General features: G+C 69.6%; 14 protein-coding genes. 7 read left to right on the forward strand and 7 right to left on the reverse strand.

The window, feature by feature from the left end:
* Positions 1 to 186: 186 nt before the first annotated feature.
* The 3 genes from LRH25_RS08725 (at position 187) to LRH25_RS08735 (ending at position 5,177) form a co-directional block, all read left to right on the forward strand.
* Positions 187 to 1,416 (forward strand): lanthionine synthetase C family protein, encoded by a 1,230-nt coding sequence (locus LRH25_RS08725; RefSeq protein WP_231010935.1) that lies wholly within the window; start codon positions 187 to 189, stop codon positions 1,414 to 1,416.
* A 126-nt stretch (positions 1,417 to 1,542) separates the two neighbouring features.
* Complete coding sequence (locus LRH25_RS08730) at positions 1,543 to 3,669, forward strand: di-heme oxidoredictase family protein (RefSeq protein WP_231010937.1); 2,127 nt, start codon at positions 1,543 to 1,545, stop codon at positions 3,667 to 3,669.
* A complete protein-coding gene (locus LRH25_RS08735; protein WP_231010951.1) occupies positions 3,666 to 5,177 on the forward strand; it encodes a putative sulfate exporter family transporter in 1,512 nt (503 codons plus the stop codon). Before LRH25_RS08730 ends, LRH25_RS08735 begins: the two co-directional genes overlap by 4 nt.
* 17 nt (positions 5,178 to 5,194) lie before the next feature.
* On the opposite strand, the gene LRH25_RS08740 is transcribed toward LRH25_RS08735, so the two are convergent.
* Both LRH25_RS08740 and LRH25_RS08745 read right to left on the reverse strand, forming a co-directional pair.
* Entirely contained in the window at positions 5,195 to 6,385 is a 1,191-nt protein-coding gene (locus LRH25_RS08740) for an outer membrane protein assembly factor BamB family protein (protein WP_141289435.1), read from the reverse strand.
* Positions 6,386 to 6,630: 245 nt separating this feature from the next.
* A complete protein-coding gene (locus LRH25_RS08745) occupies positions 6,631 to 7,122 on the reverse strand; it encodes a winged helix-turn-helix transcriptional regulator (RefSeq protein ID WP_231010952.1) in 492 nt (163 codons plus the stop codon).
* 71 nt (positions 7,123 to 7,193) lie between these two features.
* On the opposite strand from LRH25_RS08745, the gene LRH25_RS08750 reads away from it, so the two are divergent.
* Positions 7,194 to 8,294: an alkene reductase gene (locus LRH25_RS08750; RefSeq protein WP_141289434.1), complete on the forward strand. Its 1,101-nt coding sequence runs from the start codon at positions 7,194 to 7,196 to the stop codon at positions 8,292 to 8,294.
* 115 nt (positions 8,295 to 8,409) lie between these two features.
* On the opposite strand, the gene LRH25_RS08755 is transcribed toward LRH25_RS08750, so the two are convergent.
* Together LRH25_RS08755 and LRH25_RS08760 are read right to left on the reverse strand one after the other, a co-directional pair.
* Positions 8,410 to 8,781, reverse strand: coding sequence for a PDDEXK nuclease domain-containing protein (locus LRH25_RS08755; protein ID WP_231010954.1), 372 nt, complete (start codon positions 8,779 to 8,781; stop codon positions 8,410 to 8,412).
* Positions 8,782 to 8,945: 164 nt separating this feature from the next.
* The gene (locus LRH25_RS08760) at positions 8,946 to 11,129 is read right to left on the reverse strand and encodes a hypothetical protein (protein WP_231010957.1); all 2,184 of its coding nucleotides are present in this window, start codon (positions 11,127 to 11,129) and stop codon (positions 8,946 to 8,948) included.
* A gap of 235 nt (positions 11,130 to 11,364) precedes the next feature.
* Here LRH25_RS08760 and LRH25_RS08765 point away from each other — a divergent pair, with 235 nt between their 5' ends.
* A complete protein-coding gene (locus LRH25_RS08765; RefSeq protein WP_141291357.1) occupies positions 11,365 to 11,781 on the forward strand; it encodes a hypothetical protein in 417 nt (138 codons plus the stop codon).
* 126 nt (positions 11,782 to 11,907) lie between these two features.
* Here LRH25_RS08765 and LRH25_RS08770 read toward each other — a convergent pair whose 3' ends face one another.
* Positions 11,908 to 13,980, reverse strand: coding sequence for an ATP-dependent helicase (locus tag LRH25_RS08770; RefSeq protein ID WP_231010958.1), 2,073 nt, complete (start codon positions 13,978 to 13,980; stop codon positions 11,908 to 11,910).
* Between the two features lie 205 nt (positions 13,981 to 14,185).
* On the opposite strand from LRH25_RS08770, the gene LRH25_RS08775 reads away from it, so the two are divergent.
* Positions 14,186 to 16,060 (forward strand): diguanylate cyclase domain-containing protein, encoded by a 1,875-nt coding sequence (locus tag LRH25_RS08775; protein ID WP_231010967.1) that lies wholly within the window; start codon positions 14,186 to 14,188, stop codon positions 16,058 to 16,060.
* Positions 16,061 to 16,073: 13 nt separating this feature from the next.
* Here LRH25_RS08775 and LRH25_RS08780 read toward each other — a convergent pair whose 3' ends face one another.
* Positions 16,074 to 17,675, reverse strand: coding sequence for a winged helix-turn-helix domain-containing protein (locus LRH25_RS08780; RefSeq protein WP_231010977.1), 1,602 nt, complete (start codon positions 17,673 to 17,675; stop codon positions 16,074 to 16,076).
* A gap of 130 nt (positions 17,676 to 17,805) precedes the next feature.
* Here LRH25_RS08780 and LRH25_RS08785 point away from each other — a divergent pair, with 130 nt between their 5' ends.
* Entirely contained in the window at positions 17,806 to 18,762 is a 957-nt protein-coding gene (locus LRH25_RS08785) for a tripartite tricarboxylate transporter substrate-binding protein (RefSeq protein WP_170201132.1), read from the forward strand.
* Positions 18,763 to 18,799: 37 nt separating this feature from the next.
* Here the strand turns inward: LRH25_RS08785 and LRH25_RS08790 are convergent, their stop codons facing one another.
* Positions 18,800 to 20,011, reverse strand: a complete 1,212-nt coding sequence (locus LRH25_RS08790) for an MFS transporter (RefSeq protein ID WP_231010981.1) — start codon at positions 20,009 to 20,011, stop codon at positions 18,800 to 18,802.
* Between the last annotated feature and the right edge of the window lie 80 nt (positions 20,012 to 20,091).

Here is a 20,091-nt window from a genome sequence, read left to right on the forward strand (position 1 = left end):
GCCAATGCCGGCCCGTCGCCGAAAGCCCGCATCATGCTTTCCGATCTTCATCCCTGGTGTGTGTTCATGATCCATCTGCATGCCGGGGACTATAGAAGTTGCCCGTTCGCCGCCGTGTAGGCGCAGGCCTGATATCGCAGCGCGCTGCCCTTGGCGGGACAGGCATGACACCCGCAAAATGCACGCATGCAAGTTGCAACGACTGTTTCAAACACGCTGTTTGACCCCGCGCGCCACGAGGGCTTGAACGGGCCGTTGTGGGACGAGGCTGCGGCACGCGCCGCGGTGCAACGCATGGTGCAGGACGCGCTGCAGGACTTCTCGCCGCAGGGGCTTTGGCGGGCGCATGCGCTGGACGATCCGGCAACGCCCGACACGCGCTATTCGATGCTTTATTTCGGCGCCGGCGGCATCATCTGGGCGCTGCGCCACCTGTCTAGACAGGGCTTCGTCGAGCCGGCCGAACTGGCCCGCTTCGACGCCACCGTGCCCACGCTGGTCCAGCGCAACCGCGAGGTTGGCGAGACGCACCTGGCCGGCACGCAGTCGCTGTTCATGGGGGACTCGGGTTTGCTGTTGCTGCAGTGGCAGGCCGCGCCTTCGCAAGCCGTGGCCGACCAGCTGTTCGACGTGGTGCAGGGCAACCTGCACCATCCGGCGCGCGAGATGCTGTGGGGCTCGCCCGGCACGCTGGTGGCAGCGATCCACATGGCCGAGGCGACCGGCGAGCCGCGCTGGGCCGAGCTGTTTGCGCGGGGCGTGAACATCCTGTGGGACGAGATGGTGTTCGACGCCGAACTCGGCGCCTGGCTGTGGTGGCAGGACCTGTACGGCAAGGTCGTCTGCTACATCGGCGCGGGCCACGGCTTTGCCGGCAACCTGTACCCGGTGATGCGCGGCGCGGCGCTGCTGCCGCCCGCGGTGGTGCAAGGCTTTGCCGACCGGGCCTTGCAGACCGTGCAGGCGCTGGCGATGCGCCAGGACGGGTGCACCAACTGGCCGCCTTCGCACCCGCAAAGCGCCAACGGCAAGATGCTGGTGCAGGACTGCCACGGCGCGCCCGGCATCGTCTGCCGCCTGGCCGGCGCACCACGCACGCCAGCCTGGGACGCGCTGCTGCTGGATGCCGGCCAGACGACCTGGCGCGCCGGCCCGCTGGCCAAGGGCTCAGGCCTGTGCCATGGCACCGCAGGAAACGGCTACGCGCTGCTGAAGCTCTGGCAGCGCAGCGGGGACGCGCTGTGGCTGGCCCGTGCACGCGCCTTTGCGATGCACGCCGCCACGCAGGTGGATGCGCAGCGCGAGGCCAGCGGCCACGCCCGCCATTCGCTGTGGACCGGCGACATCGGCGTGGCGCTGTTCATCGCCAGCTGCCTGCAGCAAGACAGCCGCTTGCCGATGCTGGACGTGTTCTGAGCCAGGGCTGGTGCACGCCTCGGCGGCTTGCGCCCGCCGGTGGCACTTTCAAGATCCGCATTTCGTTAGGAGATTCAGGAGCGTGGCCTCGGAGGGTTGTGCCGAAGGTGACGGGAGTCTTGCGAAATGGGTTCAATGTTGCGGGTGGCCAAGGGGCTGTTGGGTCTGGCCGCCGTGTTGGCAGCGCCGGGCGTGCTGGGTGAATCTCCGGCCGCCCAGCCACCCACCTGGGCGCTGCAGGCGCGGGTCGTGGCCACAGGCCTGCCAGGTGGCTTCGGGCTGCGCCAGGTGGGCCGCTTCCACAGCGGCGGGCCCATCCCGTCCAACCCCGAGTTCCTGCTGCAGACCCAGGCCGGCCATGTGCTGGACCCGGAGCGCCTGCTGGTGGCCGTGGCCGGCAATCTGGGCGCGGCGCCTGGCAATGCGGCGCATGCGACCGGCAGCGTGCTGTCCATCGACCCGCGCGCAGCCCGCGAAGGCGCGCCGCTGCAGGTGCCGCCCGAGCTTGCTCGCCACCCGCCGTCGCCCGGCTCGCCGGTGCAGCTCTACAGTGCGCAGAGCGAAGCCTTCCTGAACCGGCGCCACAACGATGGCGCCCGCACCGCGCGCTTCGGCGCCGTCTCCGGGCCGCGCTACCTGTCGGTCAACAACGCCTTTGGCCGGCCCTGGGTGGCCAACGCCCCATTCGGCCTGGGCGGCCCTGGCAGCGAGAGCGTGGTGGACCCGGACGGCACGCCGCTGGCCAACGCGCCCAGCGAAACGGCCGGCGGCGTGTTCGTGGGCGACCAGAGCGGCCGGGCCAGCGTGCCCAAGGCCGTGCGCAGCGGCTGGTGGGCCTCGCTGTGGAACCGGCGGGACAGCGGCCAGCTCACGCCCGGCGCGATCGAGCGCGGCGCGCTGGGCACCGCGCTGCTCGGCGCTTCGCCGGACGGCAGCGGCTTTGCGGTCTTCGCCGTGGTCACCGGCAATGGCGCGGTGGTGCAGGTGCATGTGCAGGACGGCGTGGACGGGCTGGCACCGCCCGGCACGGTGGACGTGGGCGGGGTCGACCCCGGCGTCATCGGCATGGCCTTCAAGTGGATGCCCAGCCGCGCGCTGTACCTGGCCGATGCCCGGCGCAACCGCATCGCGGTGCTGCAGTTGGCGGACGATGGGCGGCAGTTCACCACCCGCCGTGTCGAGCAGCTGAACTCGCCGTGGCTGCGCCAGCCGGTGGACCTGGCCGCCGCGCTGCCCGAGATCGCCAACCCGCGCTTTGCCAGCCACACCACGCTGGCTGGCGGCTCGGACCTGTACGTGCTCAACCGCGGCGACGGCAGCCTGCTGCGGCTGCGCCAGGACGGCCAGGCGGTGGCCCGCGCGCTGGTCGACTGGCCCGGTGTGGGCCGCATCGGCGCAGACAGCCTGCGCGCGCTGGCCGTCTCGGCCGACGCACAGCGCATCTGGCTGATGGCGCAGCCGCCGGGCAGCGCCACGGCCACCGTGCTGGAGGTGAATGCCTTCGACGCAGCCGGGCAATTCGCGAACATGACCGCATCCGTGACCGGCACAGTCCCCGCCATGGCGCAGGCCAGCGGCACCTCCGCCACCATGGCTCACGGCGCGAGCCTGTTCGCCACCCGCTTCTCGCCGCGGGAAGGCCTGGGCCCGCTGTTCAACGCGCCCTCCTGCGTGGCCTGCCACCCCGGCGGCGGCGCCAGTGCCGAGGAGGCGCACTTCGCACGCCGCCTGGCCCGCATGGACCCGGTGACCGGCCGGCTGATGCCGCAGGCCGGCCAGCTCAGCACAGTGGCGCCGCGCCGCTCGGTGCGGGAGCTGGGCGTGTTGGGCGCGCCTTCTGCCGACATGCCGCGCGAGGCGAACGTGGTCTCGCTGCGCGTGCCGCTGGCGCTGCAGGCGGCCAGCCGGCTCGACGAGATCCCGGACGCGGTGATCGCCGCCCAGGCCGTCAGCAAGGGCGACGGCATCAAGGGCAGGGTGCAGCGGGTCACAACAGCCAGCGGCGAGCAGCGGGTCGGCCGCTATGGCTGGAAGGCCGATGTGGCGACGCTGGAAGACATGGTGGCCGAGGCCATGGGCAACGAAATGGGCATCACCAGCGCGCTGGCGCTGCACCCGGTTGCCCAGCCCAAGGACGATGGCGCGATGGTGCGTTCGCTGGCCGCCTACCTGCGCACGCTGGGACCGCCCAAGCCAACGCCCGGGGCCGCGCTGGCCGCCGTGAAGCCTGGCGCGACGGAGCAGGCACGATGAACACACGGGTGGAATCTCGGGCGGACGTGCCGCTGGCAGCCCGCCTGGCCGCGTGGTCGGCTTGGTGGCCGGCGCTCGAACTGCGGGCGCGCTGGCCCGGCGTGGCAGCCGCCGCGGCGCTGGCGCTGGCTGCCAGCTGGATGGCCGGAGGCCTGGGCGACCCGCTGGCGCGCAACCCGGTGCTGGTGGCGATGCTGTTCGGCCTGCTGCTGGGCAGCGTGCTGGGTTGCCCGGCGGTGCTGCAGCCCGGTCTCGCCTTCACCAAGCGCCAGCTGCTGCGCCTGGGCGTGATGCTGCTGGGCTTTCGCATCACCGTGCTGCTGTTGGTCTCGCTGGGGCTGGTGCCTATCCTGATCGCCGCGGTCGAGCTGGTGGTGGTGCTGTTGCTGGTGCGCTGGGCGGGGCGCCGCTGGTTCGGGCTGGACCCGGCGCTGGCGCTGCTGGTGGCGGTGGGCTCGTCCGTCTGCGGGGCGGCGGCCATTCTCTCGGTGGCCGCGCTTGCGCCGGGGCGCGAGAAGCATGCCGGCCTGGCCATCAGCCTGATCACCGTGAGCGGCACCGTGGCGCTGCTGCTGTACCCCATCGCCTTCACCGCCGGCTGGCTGCCGGGGCTGGACGAGCATGGTTTTGGCGTCACCGTGGGCGCCAGCATCTTCGAGCTGGCCCAGGTCTACGGCGCCTCCTTCGCCATCTCCGAAGGCGCGCTGAACACCGCCACGCTGGTCAAGCTCAGCAAGGTGGTGATGCTGATCCCGCTGCTGCTGGTGATGGGGCTGCAGCGCCTGCCGGGGACTGGCAGCGAGGGCGAGCAGGCTGGTGCGGCGCGCCCTCGCGTGGCCGTGCCGTGGTTCGTCGTCGGCTTCCTGGTGGTGCTGCTGCTGAACTCCAGCATCACGCTGCATCCGCAGGTCCGAGCGAGCCTGCTGCAGTTCGACCAGTTCCTGTTCCTGATGGTGATGATCGCGCTGGGCCTGAGCACACCGCTGCGCCTGCCTCGCCAGCCTGCGCAGGCCTTGCGGCTGGCGGGGCTTTGCGCGCTGGCGCTGGCCCTGTCGGCCGGGCTGGCCTATGCGATGGTGCGGCTGAGCGGCAGCGGGGCGGAGCTGCCTTCGGATGCTGCGGATAGGGCAGGCGCGGAGCTGGGCTTGGCCCGGCGGCTGGACGCTGGCGGCCGCGTGTTCGACGCCGTGGGCTGCGCCAAATGCCATGTGCCTTCGCTGCCCGGCATCCATGGCGACGTGCCGCTGTATTCGGACCTGCTGCTGCACGACATGGGCCCCGCGCTGGACGACAAGATCGTGCAGGGCGAGGCCACCGGTGCCGACTGGCGCACCACGCCGCTGGTTGGCCTGCACATGCGCCAGCGCTACCTGCACGACGGCCGCGCCGAGACGCTGCGCGACGCCGTGCTGGCCCACGGCGGCGAAGCCGAGATCGTGCGCCAGCGCTTCTTCGAGCTGGACGAGGCCGAGCAGCAGGCGGTCTACCGCTTCCTGTCCGGCCTGTAGCCCTGCCTGCCGGGGGCTCAGAGCCCCAGCGCGCTCAGGGTGCCGTTGGCGCTGATGTAGACCATGCCATCAGACAGACTGAGGCGCGCGTAGCTGCCGGAGATCGACACCGGCACGCTGGCCACCGGCTTGCCGTTGCCAGCCTTCAGCGCGACCACCGCTGTTTCGCTGCTGGCGTTCTGGGCCAGCAGGTAGACCAGGCCATTGGCCCAGACCAGGTTGGAGATGGCACCCTGGCCGCTGGGCAACTGGCGGGTCCACAGCGTGTTGCCGGTGGCCGCGTCCAGCGCCAGCACGCTGGTGCCCACCGGCACGTAGACCGCCTGGCCGTGCAACGCCATCGCGTGGTCGACGAAGCCCACCGTGCGCGACCAGCTCAGCGCGCCAGTGGCAGCGTCATAGGCATTCACCAGGCCCGAATCGGTCGTGACGACCACCTTGTCGCCCAGCGGCTGCGCCGGACGCTGCATGTTGCTGGTGGCGACTTCGGCGGCCCACAGCTCGGCGCCGGTCGCCGCGTCATACGCATGCAGCTTGCGCGCTCCGTTGCCGCAGCATTCCAGCCAGGTGCTGACGAACACACGGCCACCGGCGACCGCCGGGTCGTTGTTCATCACGCCGTTGCCGCCCGTGGTGCTGCGCCAGGCCTGCTGGCCGGTGGCCGTGTCCAGCGCCACGACCTGGCCACGGTTGCTGCTGACGTACAGCCGCCCCTGGCTCAGCGCAGGGTCCGCATTCAGCCCCATGTCGCTGCTGCTGGCCGGCAAGTCCGTTTCCCACAGCACATGGCCGCTGGCCGTGTCCAGCGCGCTGACGACATTGCGGTAGTTCGGCGACAGCGCCGAGCTGACGAGGAAGGTCTGCCCACCCGCCGTGGCCGGCGTGCCGCAGTTGCCCACGCCTGCCAGCTGGTCCCACTTGCTGGCACCGCTGCCCAGCTTCAGCGCAGACACGTCGAAAAGGTTCGAGCAAGCCAGCAACTGCGGCCCGGCCTGCGTGACGGCGCTGGCATAGAACTGCCCCAGCTGCCGCTGCCACTTCAGCTGCAACCCGGCCACGTTGCGAGCCGTCAACGTGGCCTCATCGGTGTTGGCCTGGCCCTTGGCCGCGCTGTAGCCCTCTTGCGGCCATTTGGCAAAGGCAGGCGTTGTCGAGGCGCAGGCGGCGGCTGCAAGCAGCGCGAGGGACAAAAAGCGGGGGATCGGCATGGACAGGGCTCTCAATGAAATTCAGTCGAATCTATCCGCTGCCCATGAATGCCGCGTGGCGGTTTGCCCTGGGGATCCCTAGGTTGGTCCGGCACAGCACGCTGTGACGCCCGGGTGCGGCGAAGAAGATCGGGTGGACTGCGTCGACTTTGCAGCGGTTGCGCTCACGTGATGCCCGCCCGGGGGCACGCTGTGGTTGTCGACTGCTTTGAGTTTATGCACAAACACCTCACACATTTGAAAGTTCAAGAAAAGCGACCAGGGTCGCCGCCTGAATCAAATGTGCGGGCGGTGTCTAAAATTTTTTCGGAACGAAAGTCGGCGGTGGTTTGTGACCGTTCCGAATTTCCAGGCGTGAGGTCGACGCGCGTGCTTTTTGCATCTGACGTGAAAATGTACTTTTCAGCCCAATCCACCATGGCTCTCATCACCGGCAGCATGTCCCGGCCCGCCAACGTAAGGCTGTAAGTGACATGGGGAGGCACGACTGGTCTGGCTTCGCGCGTCAGCAAGCCGTCGGCCTCCAATTGCTTGAGTTGCTGAATGAGGACTTTCTCGCTGATGCCTGGCATGCGCCTACGCAGTTCGCTGTAGCGCATTTCGCCAAATGAGAGCTCGTAGAGGATGACCGGCTTCCAGTACCCGCCAATGCGCTCCATCACATACGTGACGGGACAGACCTCGAGCACAGCCTGCTTGTTTTTTTGGACACTGGAGCGTTCTTTGATGGTCGTCATGGCACACACTCTGGGGTAAGTACTTCCCAAATGGAAAGTGTAATCCTAGAGTCATGGCTTGATCAACCGCCATGAGCGACTCCATGCTTTTCACGCCCTTTCAAGTCGGCGCGCTGACCCTTTCCAACCGCCTGATCATGGCCCCGATGACGCGCAGCCGCGCTCAGCGCCCTGGCAACGTACCGGCCGCTTCCGCCGCGCTCTACTACGCGCAGCGCGCCACAGCAGGCCTGATCATCAGCGAAGGCTCCCCAATTTCGCCCCAAGCAGTTGGCTACATTGATACGCCGGGCATCTACTCGGCCGAGCAAGCGGCAGGCTGGAAGCTGGTCACGGAGGCTGTGCATGCCGCCGGGGGCCGCATCTTCCTGCAACTGTGGCATGTTGGGGCTGTCTCCCACCCTTACTTTCACAACGGAGCCCTGCCGGTGGCGCCCTCTGCCGTGAAGCCCACAGCCACCGCCTTCACAGGCAACGGCATGGAAGAAGTGCCCACGCCCCGCGCCTTGGAAACCCACGAGGTGAAAGTCATCGTGGAGGACTTCCGCCAAGCCGCCAAGAATGCCCAAGCCGCTGGCTTCGACGGCGTTGAAGTCCACGGCGCCAACGGTTTCCTCATCGACCAGTTCCTGCAAAGCGGCACGAACTTGCGTACCGACGAATACGGCGGCAGCCTTGAGAATCGCGCCCGCTTTGCACTTGAAGTGGTGCAGGCTGCAGTGGACGTGTTTGGAGCCGGCCGTGTCGGCTACAAGATGTCCCCGAGCGCGAACTTGGGCGGCATCTCTGACGCTGATCCGCGGGCTACCTTCAGCTACCTCGCTCAGCAACTCGAGCGGTTCGGGCTGGCCTACCTGCACGTGATGGAGGCGCTGCCGGGCCACTTCATGGCCCCGAAACAGAGCAAGGAGCCGATTGCCCCAGCCCTGCGCAAACTCTTCACCGGTCCTTTCATCCTCAACGGGGGCTACGGTAAGGAAACGGCAGAGCAAGCCTTGGCCGCCCAGGAAGCCGACCTCATCTCTTTCGGAGTGCCGTTCATCGCAAACCCCGACTTGGTGGCGCGCTATCGGACTGATTCCCCTCTCAACCAAGCGGATCCCAGCGCTTTCTACGGCGGTACGGACAAAGGCTACATCGACTACCCTTCATCCGAAACCAGCGTGCAGTAGGTGATCGCCACGGTCGTGATGTGCCACGCCCAATGCGGCGACGGTGCCGACGTTGTTGCGGCGCGCGTTTCAGTTCAGGGCGTCAGCGGCGAGTGAACGAGTTCTGTCTCATCGGTCATGGTGATTCTGGGTCTGACGTCCCGGTTGCATCGGGCAAGTCACGGTGTGCGCCGATCAGGCGCTTTTCCCGTGCGATCTCCGCTACCAGCTCCGCTTCGGTGGGCAGCACCCGCTGGTACTTGGAGGCGAAGAGCTGCTGGCTTTCCTGGATCACCGAATACTTGACGACGGTTTCATCCTTGCTGTCGCACAGGATGATGCCGATGGTGGGGTTGTCGTCCTCGCCACGCTTGAGGTCGTCGAACATGCGCACATACATGTCCATCTGGCCGATGTCCTGGTGGCTGAGCTTGCCCGTCTTCAGGTCGATGATGACAAAGCACTTGAGCAGGTAGTAGGCCCTGGCCTTGGGGTCGTCCTCCCGCATGATGAGCCGGTTGTGGCTCCAGCTCAATTTGCTACACGCTGTGTAGCAAATCTCCCAGCCAGGGTAGGTCAGGCGGTTGGCGTCGAGCGCAGGCGCCGCGCAACGGCAAGGATCCGGGCGTCGTCGACCGGAACCTGGTTCTCTCGACTTGGACCGGCCGGCCGCTATTTCGCCGCCGCAGCGACCGCCGCGCCATGCTGCAACGCCTCCGGCAACACCCCATTCAACCACCCCACCCGCCAGCCCAGGCCCAGCAGCGCGACGACCAGCACCACCGCGCCCACGGTCCACGCCGTGCCATGGCGTTCGGCATACGGATCCGGCTTGCGGCTCGCACCCGGCGGCAGCTTGGCCTCTTCTGAAAGCGACGCGCCCAGGCGCACATTCAGCCGCATGCGCCCATTGATCGCCCAGCCGCTGGCGTCCAGGATGGGGCCGAGGCTGCGTTGGCGGAGTTTGAGCCAGGCGATGAGCATGCTGGGGCCGGAGATGGCCAGCACGATGCCGAGCAGGCCGACCGGGATCCACCAGCCGAGTTCGATGAACTTGCCGAACACGCCGACGATGACGGCGCTGATGCTGCCGAGCGCGACACCCAGGGCGGCCACGGTGCCGACGTCGATGCGGCGCTGAGTGGCGGCGGCTGCGGCGGCGGCGCTTGCCGCCGGCGTGCCGGCGGCGGGCTTGTCGAGGGTGGTGATCTGGCCGGCCAGGCCGCCCAGCTTGCCTTGCTGGGTCGCGTCACCGGCGGCGGCGCGCTTGGCCACCTGCTCCTCGATCATGCGCAACAGCTTCTTGTACGGCAGCAGGAAGGCCTGCCGGATGCCGATCGGGTTCTCGATCACCTTGACGATGCGGGCGTCCCAGTCGCGGCCTTCGCGGTCATAGAACAGACCGTTGCGGCCGACGAACAGGAAGTCCACATCGCCCGCGGTGAAGGCCGCGGCGATGGTCATCTTCTCCTTGCCGCGCACGCATTCGCAGTAGGCCAGGTAGGCCTTGGCCAGGCCGGCGATCACCGCGTGCTGGCTGGCGTCGGCCACCTGCACCGCCAGGTCGCAGCTGCGGCCGTCCAGGTACAGCCGGCCGGCCTGGAAGATCGCGCCTTCGCGGCGGTAGAAGGCCTCGAAGGAGACGAAGTTGCGCAGCAGCGGCAGCAGGTCGCGCTGCAGGCGCAGCAGCTTCTCCAGGTCATTGACGTAACCGTGCTGCGGCGCCGCGGCCGTGTCCTCTTCGATCAGGGCCAGCAGGCGGGCGCGGCTGGCGGCCAGGTCCTGGCCGAGCAGTGCCAGCAGCTTGTCGGCGCCCAGCGCGGCGACCTTGCCAGGCGGCCGCGTGGACAGCCAGTCCCTGCAATGCGCCACGCGGCTTTTCAGGTCCTGCCATTCGGCTTCGGCCAGCGTGTCGCGCTCGCCGCCCAGCAGCGGGGCGACGGCCAGCTTGCGCAGGTCCTGCAGCGCGGCTTGCCAGGCCGGGTTGGCGCTGTGGTCCAGCGGCAGCGGACGGCCGGCGCTGACGGGGGCCAGCGGCAGCTGGCGCAACGGGTCGGCCGACAGCGAGAGGGACTGCAGCGCATACCCCTGCAGGGTTTCGGGCGCGGGCAGGTTCAGTGCCTCGGCGGCGCCTGCGGCGTAGCTGGCCAGGCGGCAGCGGGCGAAGAAATCCTCGACCTTGTCGTGCACCGCGTCCACCGCCTGCGCGGCGCTGCGCATGTCGCCGCAGTCACTCTGGCCCTGGCGGTGCCAGGCCAGCAAGGCTTCGGCGGCGTCGAAGAAGGCGGTGGCCTGGTCGAGGCCGATGCCGGCTTCGCCGCCAGCGTCCTTCACGCTGCCCTGGGTCTCGACGATCTGCTCGATCAAGCCACGCAATGCGGTGTCGTCGCCAGCGGTTGCGGCAGTGACGATGCCGTCGCCGTTCAGCCGTTCTTCGGCCAGGTGCTGCTGGCGCTCGGCAATGGCTTCCAGGCCGATGTCGCTGGCCTTGGCTTGGGCTTCGTCGAGGCGGGCCAGCGTGTGGCGGGCTGCTTCGGCCAGTGCGCGGCCTTCTTCGTTGTCGGCCAGCGAGGCCAGCGCCAGGCGCTCGCCGCCGCGCACCAGCTGCTGCGGATCGGCCAGCCGTTCGCAGGCCCATTCGCAGGCGGCCAGCAACTCGGGCGCGCGGATGCGGCCGTCGTGGTCGGTGTCGATCAGGTCCAGCGTGCGCGGGTCGAAGTGGGTGCCACGGGTCGGGCAGGCGAGGGCGACCCAGAGCTTCTGGTCGAGTTCGCGCAGGTGGGCGATGTCATCACCGCTGGTGATGAGCACCTGGTCGACGCCACCGGCGCGGAAGAATTGCCAGGCATGGTTCATGGAGGACGGGGCCGGACGCCGGAGAAGGTCAAGGACTTGAGGCAAGTGTCGCCCGGTGCCAGGTGCCGCTGTGTAGGACCAGGCCGCAGAGAGGCTGCCAACAGGTCACCGCGAGGGATTCGTCACTGCGGTGTCTGCTTGAGGCGCGCCATCTCGTACGGAGGGTAGAAGGGCGCCACGCCGGGAGCATGGCAACCGCGGCCACTTTTTTCAACATCACATTCATCGACCCGTCATGCGCGACCCCGTCCGACAACTCGCACACTCGGCCCGCTTTCGTCTTTCGCATGAATACGAGACGGTGTGGCTGATGCGCGAAGGTGCAAGGCCCACCGAGATCGGTGATTTCTACGGCGACCCCCACACGGCCATCATCGATCGTGGCGAAAGATGGTGTGCCGTCGGCGGCAACGGCCTCATCGTCTATTTCCTCGAAGAGCCGTTCGAGGCATACCAACCCGGCCGGCCGTCCGCCCAGTATTTCGAGCTCGGCCGGAAGGAGCGGGACACCTGGTGGGTGGAGAGAATCCAGCAAACCGGCCCGTGGGAAATCCAGGTCCTCCTTGAGACGGGCCTCACCCAACACATCTCGTTCGAGCGGACCAGCGAAGGCTGTGCCTTTGTTGTTCGCGCTGGCCTGCCGACGCCGTGACCCGAACTCCGCTGGCTTGCGCGTCTACGCCCAAGCCAGCATGGCCTCGCCGCGGGTGATCAACGCCACGCCGGGCGACACGGCGCCTTCGGCAGGTCGGGGCGGGCATGCGCCGTTGACGCGTGCTCAGCCCCAGCGGCTGCGCAGCTTCTCGCGCAGGTCCATGACCTGGGTGGTCGGGCGCGTGGGTTCGCTGCCGTCGGCGCGCGGCGTGGCGTGTGTGAACAGCGGCAGCAGCTCGGGCGGCAGGAAGCGGCTGCGGGCACCGTACATGTGGCGGTCGCCGTGGCGGTGCTGCTGGGTCACGTAGAAGCGTTGAGGCACGATCAGGTCCAGGTGCTGGCGGGCGCGGGTCATGGCCACGTAGAGCAGCCGGCGCTCTTCCTCCAGCTCGGCCGTGGTGCCCACGCCGAGGTCGCCGGGCACGCAGCCGTCCACGACGTTCAGCAGCGTCACGGCCTGCCATTCCTGGCCCTTGGCGGCGTGGATGGTGGAGAGGATCAGGTAGTCCTCGTCCAGTGACGGGTCACCGGCGTTGTCGCTGCTGGCCTCCGGCGGGTCCAGCGCCAGCTCGGTGAGGAAACGCTCGCGGCTGCGCTGGCCGCGGGCCAGTTGCACGAGCTGGTCGATGTCGGTCTGGCGGGCGGCGGCGTGTTCGTGCAGGCGCTCCAGCTGCGGGGCATACCAGTCGGCAATCGCCTGCAGCTCGCCGGGCCAGCCGGGTTCGCCGCGGCGCAGCGCCAGCCACAGCGTGGCCAGGGCCTGCCATTCGACGGTGGCGGCCGCGGGCGGTTGCCAGGTCGCCATCGCAGCGCCCGGGTCCGCGGCGGCGGCGAGCGTGTCCAGCGGCCGGCGTGCATGCGCCGGGCCGATGCCGGGCACCAGCAGCGCCACGCGCAGGCCGGCCAGGCGGTTGCGCGGGTTTTCGGCCCAGCGCAGCACCGCCAGCACGTCTTTCACATGCGCGGCCTCGAGGAATTTCAGGCCGCCGTACTTGACGAACGGAATGCGCCGGCGCGCGAGTTCCAGCTCCAGCGCGGCGCTGTGGTGCGAGCTGCGGAACAGCACCGCCTGGCGCATCAGCGTGAGCCCCTGCTCGCGGCGGGCCAGCACCTGCTCGCAGACCCAGCGCGCCTGCGTGGGCTCGTCTTCCACGGTCACCAGGCGTGGCTTCTCGGCCGAGGCGCGGTCGGTCCACAGCGTCTTGGCAAAGCGCTCGGGTGCGAGCGCGATGACCGCGTTCGCGGCGTCGAGCAAGGGTTGCGTGGAGCGGTAGTTGCGATCCAGCGTGACGATGCGCGCGGCCGGCGAATACTGGCCGGGGAAGTCCAGGATGTTGCGCACTTCGGCGGCGCGGAAGCCGTAGATGGCTTGCGCGTCATCACCCACCACGGTGACACCTCCGCCGCCAGGCTTGAGCGCGCGCAGGATGCCGGCCTGCAGGCGGTTGGTGTCCTGGTATTCGTCGACCAGCACGTGCTGGAAGCGCTCGGAAAGCGGGCCGGCGATGGCCGGCTCCTGCATCATCGTGTGCCACCACAGCAGCAGGTCGTCGTAGTCCAGCACCTGCTGGTCCTGCTTGGCGGCTTCGTAGTCGGCGAACAGGGCTTGCAGCTCGTCCACCCAGTCCTGGCACCACGGGAAGACCTGCTGCACCACCGGGCCGACGGCGCTCTGGCTGTTGACGCAGCGCGAGTAGATGGACAGGCAGGTGCCTTTCATCGGGAAGCGCTTGGCGGTGGCGGCCAGGCCGCGCTGCTGGCGCACCAGGGCCATCAGGTCCTCGGCGTCGCCGCGGTCCAGCACGGTGAACTGCTCGGACAGGCCGATGGCCAGCGCCTGCTCGCGCAGCAGCCGCGCGCCCACGCTGTGGAAGGTGCCGGCCCAGGGCAGCACCGGCGCGGCCTGGGTGGGCTTCAGGCCCAGCGCCTGGTGCAGCAAGGCGGCGCAGCGGCGCTGCAGTTCCTGTGCGGCGCGGCGCGAAAACGTGAGCAGCAGCAGGCGCTGCGGGTCGGCGCCGTTCAGCACCAGGTGGGCCACGCGGGCGGCCAGCGTCAGCGTCTTGCCCGAGCCTGCGCCGGCGATCACCAGCAGCGGGCCGCCGAGGTGGCTGGCGGCCTCGCGCTGGGCATCGTTCAGCGCGGCCAGCGGGTCGGTGCCGGAGGGCGGTGGCACGTCGGGTCGGGTCAGGGTCTGCATCGCGGCTGCGAGCATACTGGATGAATCAACAGTCTGGATGGGGCGGCCTGGCGGCGGCTTGGTTCGCTGCCGGTGTCCGTGTAACACTTCGCCGATTCACGTCGGCCGACAGGACAAGCCGCGAGCCCCACCGAGGCCCGCGGGCCGCGCGGGGGCCTACCGCCATCCACGCGCGAGACGGCCGTGGCGCAGCAGATGAGGCCGCATGCCCGTTCCAAGACCCCCATCCCGGCGACTGTCCGACTGGCTGCCCTACGCCATCGTGGCGGTGCTGGTGGTCATGTTGCTGATGGCGCTGGCAGGGGTGTCCATCTGGCAGGAGCGGGTGCGCCAGCGCGAGCGGGCCGCGGCCGCCACGCAGAACCTGGCGAGGTTGCTCGAAGGCCGGGTGACGGACGTGTTCACCAAGATCGACCTGATGCTGCAGGTGGCCGCCTACCACGCGGTGGACCATTTGCTGGACGACGCCAGCAGCCCGTTCGATGCCGAGCGCGAGCTGCAGGCTTACCGCGCCGCGGCGCCGGAGATCGTCGGCATGACGGTGGTGGACGCGATGGGCCAGCTGCGCTACGGGCAAGGCCAGGTCGGGCGCAGCGCGGCGCAGCACTTCGCGCAACGGGAGGATTTCGTGCGTGCCCGCCAGGGCGGCGAGCCCGGCCTGCTGATCGCCGGGCCGGTGCGGCATGACGAAACCGGGACGTGGGTGATGATGCTGAGCCGGGCGCTGCAAGGAAGGCAGGGCGAGTTCCTCGGCATCGTCAGCGCGGACCTGCCGGTCGACCTGTTCGGCCCGGTGTTCCGCGACGTGGACCTGGGCGCGCACGGCGCGGCCACGCTGCGCACCGCCGGACTGGCGCTGGTCTACCGCCAGCCCTGGCCGGACAGCGGGCGCAGCGGCATCGGCCGCAGCGAGGTGTCGCAGCAGCTGCGCGAAGCGATTGCGGCGCGGCCGGATGCCGGTGAATACGTGGCCGCCACCGCACTGGACGGCGTCTCGCGCATCAATGCCTACCGCAAGCTGCGCGGCCTTCCGCTGTACTTGGTGGTTGGCCTGCCGGAGGCGGATTTCCCGAGCGGCTGGAACCGCGTGGACACCAGCATCGTGCTGCTGGCCGTGAGCACGCTGGCAGTGGCCGGCTTTGCGTTGCTGCAGCTGCGCCGCGTCTCGCGCCGGCAGCTGGACGCTGCGCAGCGCCGCTTCGAGGCCATCGTCGAATCCTCGCAGGACGCCATCGTCTCGAAGACGCTGGACGGCAAGGTCACCAGCTGGAATCGCGGCGCCGAGCAGATCTTCGGCTACAGCGCGGCCGAGATGCTGGGCCAGCCGCTGCAGCGCCTGTTCCCGCCCGAGCGGCGCGACGAGGAGGAGGCCATCATCGAGCGTCTGCGCGGCGGCGAGCCGGTCGAGCACTTCGAGACCGAGCGGCTGCACAAGAGCGGCAGGCGCGTGCCGGTGTCGGTGACCATCTCGCCGCTGGTCGACCAGGCCGGCGAGCTGATCGGCGCCTCGAAGATCGCGCGCGACATCAGCCGCCAGAAGGCGATGGAAGAAGAGGTGCGCAGCCTGGCCTTCCATGACCCCTTGACCCGGCTGCCCAACCGCCGCCTGCTGCTGGACCGGCTGCGCCACGCGCAGCAGAACAGCCGCCGGCTGAACAGCCACGGCGCCGTGCTGTTCATCGATCTGGATCAGTTCAAGGAGCTCAACGACCGCCACGGCCACGACGCCGGTGACCGCTTGCTGGTGGAGGTGGCGCGGCGGCTGCGCAGCGCCGTGCGCGAGAGTGACACCGTGGCCCGGCTGGGCGGCGACGAGTTCGTCGTGATCTGCGAGAACCTGGGCCAGGAACTTGCCGTGGCCAGCGAGGCTGCCGACGGCGTGCGCGAGAAGATCGCCCAGGCCCTGGCGCAGCCGTGGCTGCTGAGCATGGGCATGGCCTCCTGCGTCGGCGCGAGCATCGGCGTCCGGCTGTTCTTCGGCGGGGACGATGACCTGGACCAGCTGATCCAGGACGCCGACCGGGCCATGTACGACGACAAGGCCAGGCGCCGCGCCGGCCGTGGCGAGGCGCACGCCTGAAGCTGGATGGGTTTCACCGGGGCGGCAAGCCGGCAGCCCGCAGGAGCGCCAGCAACTGGACCATTTGCTGGCGGTGCGCCGGTTCGGTGGCGGGTGGCAGGCGTGCTTGTACCGCGGCCAGGCTGTCGAATGCGCTGCGCTCGCGCAGGAAGGTGACCCAGCGCTGAACCAGGGCGGTCGCGCCCAACTGCTGCGCTGCGGCGGTGCCTGTGAGGTAGGCGGTGGCGAATTCGGCGTTCACTGCCATGGCCTGTTGCGAAGCTTCCAGCGCCGCGGGGAAATCCGCCATCGCCAATGCCGCCCAGGCCAGTGCCAGGTGCCAGACGACCCGCAGGGGCTCACGCGGGCTCAGCGCAAAGGCGCGCTCGCACAGCGCCGCTGTTTCCTGCGGATGGCCGCGGCGGGTGCGGATCAGCGCCAGCAGCCCGTGCGCCGGCGCGTGCGAGTTGCTCAGGCGCAGGCAATGGCGCAGGCCCTCTTCGGCGCGCGCGGTCTCGCCCTGGCTGTAAGCGATCAAGGCGTGCACATAGTGCGCATCGGGCTCCTGCGGGCCGTGCTGCAGCGCGGCCTCGGCCTGGGCCAGGGCGCAGGCCAGCAATTGCTCACGCGGCGTGTCGTCCCAGCCGAACTGCGCGGCGCGCCAGTGGCAAAAAGCCAGGCAGATGGAAGCCAGCGGCAGTGGCGACTGCAGCACCAATGCTGCTTCGGCCCAGTTCGCCGCGCGTGCGTTCACGCCTGGCCCCTCGGGTTTGCCAAACAGCTCTACCCAGGCACGTGTTGCCAGGGTCCAGGCTTGGAGCCCCGGTTGAGTGGTGGGTGCTGGCGTGTGGGCAAGCAGGTCGCGCAGCTCGAGGTTCAGCGCCCTCGCCAGTCGGCCCACCACCAAGCCGCTGGCGTCTGGCCATCTGGCCAGCGGCAGGCTCACGCTGTCGGCCCAGCGCTGGGTGCCGCGCTGGCCATCGACGACTTGCACCGTGATCTCCAGCGTCTCGCCATGCAGCCCGAGCAGGCCCTCGACCACTTGCTGGACGCCCAGCTCGCGAGCCACCTGTTGCGGTACCACGGCGGCCGGGTCGTAGTGCAGCATGGTGCCGCGCGAGATGACTGCCAGGCCAGGCTGGCGCGAGAGCTCGCTGATCAGCGCGTCGGCCAAGCTGTCGCGCAGGAAGGCATGCTGCCCCGTCAGGCCCTGCTGGCGGAATGGCAGCACGGCGATGGCATGCGGCCCCAGGGCCGGAGCCATCTCGTTGTCCTGCGCAGCCGCAAGGCCGTGCACCCGCGCGGTCAGCCGGTAGCCTTTGCGCGGCACGGTGGCGAGGTGGTCCGGCCCCAGCGCCTTGCGCAGCTGGGCCGCGGCTTCGTAAAGCGACGCGGGCGTGACGACCAGACCGGGCCAGACGGCAAGCATCAGTTGCGCGCTGGTGAACAGCTCGCCAGGGCGCTGCGCCAGCGTGGCCAGCAGGCGCATGGCACGCGGTTCGAGTTTCTGGCGGCGGCCGTCGGCATGCTGCAGCTGGTCCAGCGAGGCATCGGCCTGCCAGTCGCCTACCGAGAAGCGTGTCGCCTGGCCGGCGGGCCGCGATGCGGGCGGAAAAATGGATGATGGATCGTGCAAGGCAGGCCGGGGAAAGGCGGTTTGCCGGATCTTAAGGATTTCCTCAGCCAAGCTTGTGCCGCCGCCCCGTCCAGCGGCCCGGCTTTGCCGCAGGATGGCAGCCATCGATCTGACCCTCAAGGAGACACCGATGCGAAACGCATTGCTGAACTGGACGACATGGCTGCTGCTGCTGGCGGCCCAGGGAGCGGCGCTGGCACAGGGCACCTGGCCAGGGCGGGCCGTGCATCTGGTGGTGCCCTTTGCCGCCGGAACGGCGCCGGACATGGTGGGACGACTGTTGGCAGAGGGCCTGGCCGAATCCCTGGCGGTGCCGGTGCTGGTGGAGAACCTGCCTGGCGCGGGTGGCACGCTGGGCGTGGACAAGGTGGCCAGAGCCGCAGGCGACGGTCATACGCTGGTGCTTTCCGGCGACGCCGCGCTGGTGGTCGGCGCGGCCTATGGCGTGAAGCCGCCTTACCAGGTGGCGAGCGACCTGGTGCCGATCTCGCAGCTGGTGCTCACGCCCAATGTCCTGGTGGTGCCGCCGGAGCTGCCGGTGTCCACGCTGGCCGAGTTCGTCGCGCTGGCGCGCAGCCAGCCGGGGCGCTTCAGCTATGCCTCGGCCGGCAACGGCACCTCGTCGCACCGCGCTGGCGAATTGCTGAACGCCATGGCCGGGCTGGACATGGTGCATGTGCCAAGCAGCGGCAGTCCGCTGCCGGATGTGATGGCCGGCCGGGTGCAGCTGTTTTTTGCCAATGCGGCTTCGCTGCCGCTGGTGCGCGAGGGCAAGCTGCGCGCGTTGGCGGTGTCTTCCCTGCAGCGGCTGCCGGCATTGCCGGAGCTGGCCACGGTGGCCGAGTCGGGTTACCCGGGCTTCGAGGCGGTGGCCTGGTTCGGCCTGCTTGCGCCCAAGGGCACATCCTCGGAGATCGTGGAGCGGCTGCAAGCCGAGGCAGCCAAGGCACTGGCCCGACCCGCCATGCGCGACCGGCTTCAGGCGATGGGCGCGGTGCCGGTGGGCGGCAGCTCCGCGGCGTTTGCCGCGCTGATCGCCGCGGAAACGACGAAGTGGGCCGCGGCACCGATGTCGGTCCGTCGGTGAACCTGACAGCGGGGGATGGCGGACATCGGCGAACGGGTCAGTGTGGCGCGCGGGCCCGCCGGTCCTGCCACACCGCAGCGGCGAACACCGCCATGCCGCCCAGCGCCAGCAGCACGCCGACCCAGCCGGTGGAAGTCCAACCCAGGCCGGCGGCGATGGCGGCGCCGCCGAGCAGCGCGCCCAGCGCGTTGGCGGTGTTGAAGGCCGAGTGGTTCAGCGCGGCGGCCAGGGTTTGCGCGTGGCCGGCCACGTCCATCAGCCGGATCTGCAGCGCCGGGCCGATGGCGACGACGCTGCCGACCAGGAACACCGCCAGCGCTGCGGTGACCGGGTGGTGGGCCATCGGCACGAAGGCGGCGAGCACGACCGCGTCCCACACCAGCAGCCAGCCGATGGTGGGCATCAGCGCGTGGTCGGCCAGGCGCGAGCCGACCAGGTTGCCGGCGACCATGCCCAGGCCGAACAGCGTCAGCACCAGCGGTACGGCGTCGATCGAGAAACCCGAGACTTCCATCAGCGTGGGCTTGATGTAGCTGAAGACCGCGAACATGCCGCCAAAGCCGATGGCGGCAATGCCCAGCGTCAACCAGACCTGCGGCTGGGCCAGGGCGCTGAGTTCGCGCAGCGGGCTGGCGCCGTGGGCGGCCGGGATGTTGGGCACACCGCGGCGCACCAGCACGCAGGCCAACGCGGCAATCGCGCCCACCAGCACGAAGGCCGCGCGCCAGCCCCAGTGCTGGCCCAGCCAGGCAGCCAGCGGCACGCCCACCAGCGTCGCGCTGGTCAGCCCCAGCATCACCAGGCCGACGGCACTGGCGCGGCGGTTGGGTGGTGCCAGCGCGGCGGCCACCAGCGCGGCCACGCCGAAGTAGGTGCCGTGCGGTAGTCCGGCCACGAAGCGCAGCAGGTTCAGCGACAGGTAGCCCGGCGCCAGCGCGCTGGCGAAGTTGCCCACCGAGAACAAGGCCATCATCGCGATCAACAGCGTGCGCCGCGGCCAGCCGGCGGCCAGCACCGCCAACAGCGGCGCGCCGAGCACCACGCCCAGCGCATAGGCGCTGATCACATGGCCGGCCTCGGGAATGCTGACCTGCATGTCGGCCGCCACTTCGGGCAGCAGGCCCATGATGACGAACTCGCCGGTGCCGATCGCAAAACCGCCCACCCCCAGCGCGATGATCGCGGGCCAGAACGCCCCTGCCTGGCGGATGGTCGGGACATCGGTGACGGTCGGCGCAGCGGAATTCATCGAGTGGGGCGGGCAGGCGAGGAGGCAGGGCAGGGGCCTGGCGCGGCAGCGACAGATGTCGCATTGTGTTGCAGTGCACC

It is taken from the genome of Ideonella azotifigens (assembly GCF_021043325.1).
GTDB lineage: Bacteria > Pseudomonadota > Gammaproteobacteria > Burkholderiales > Burkholderiaceae_C > Ideonella > Ideonella azotifigens.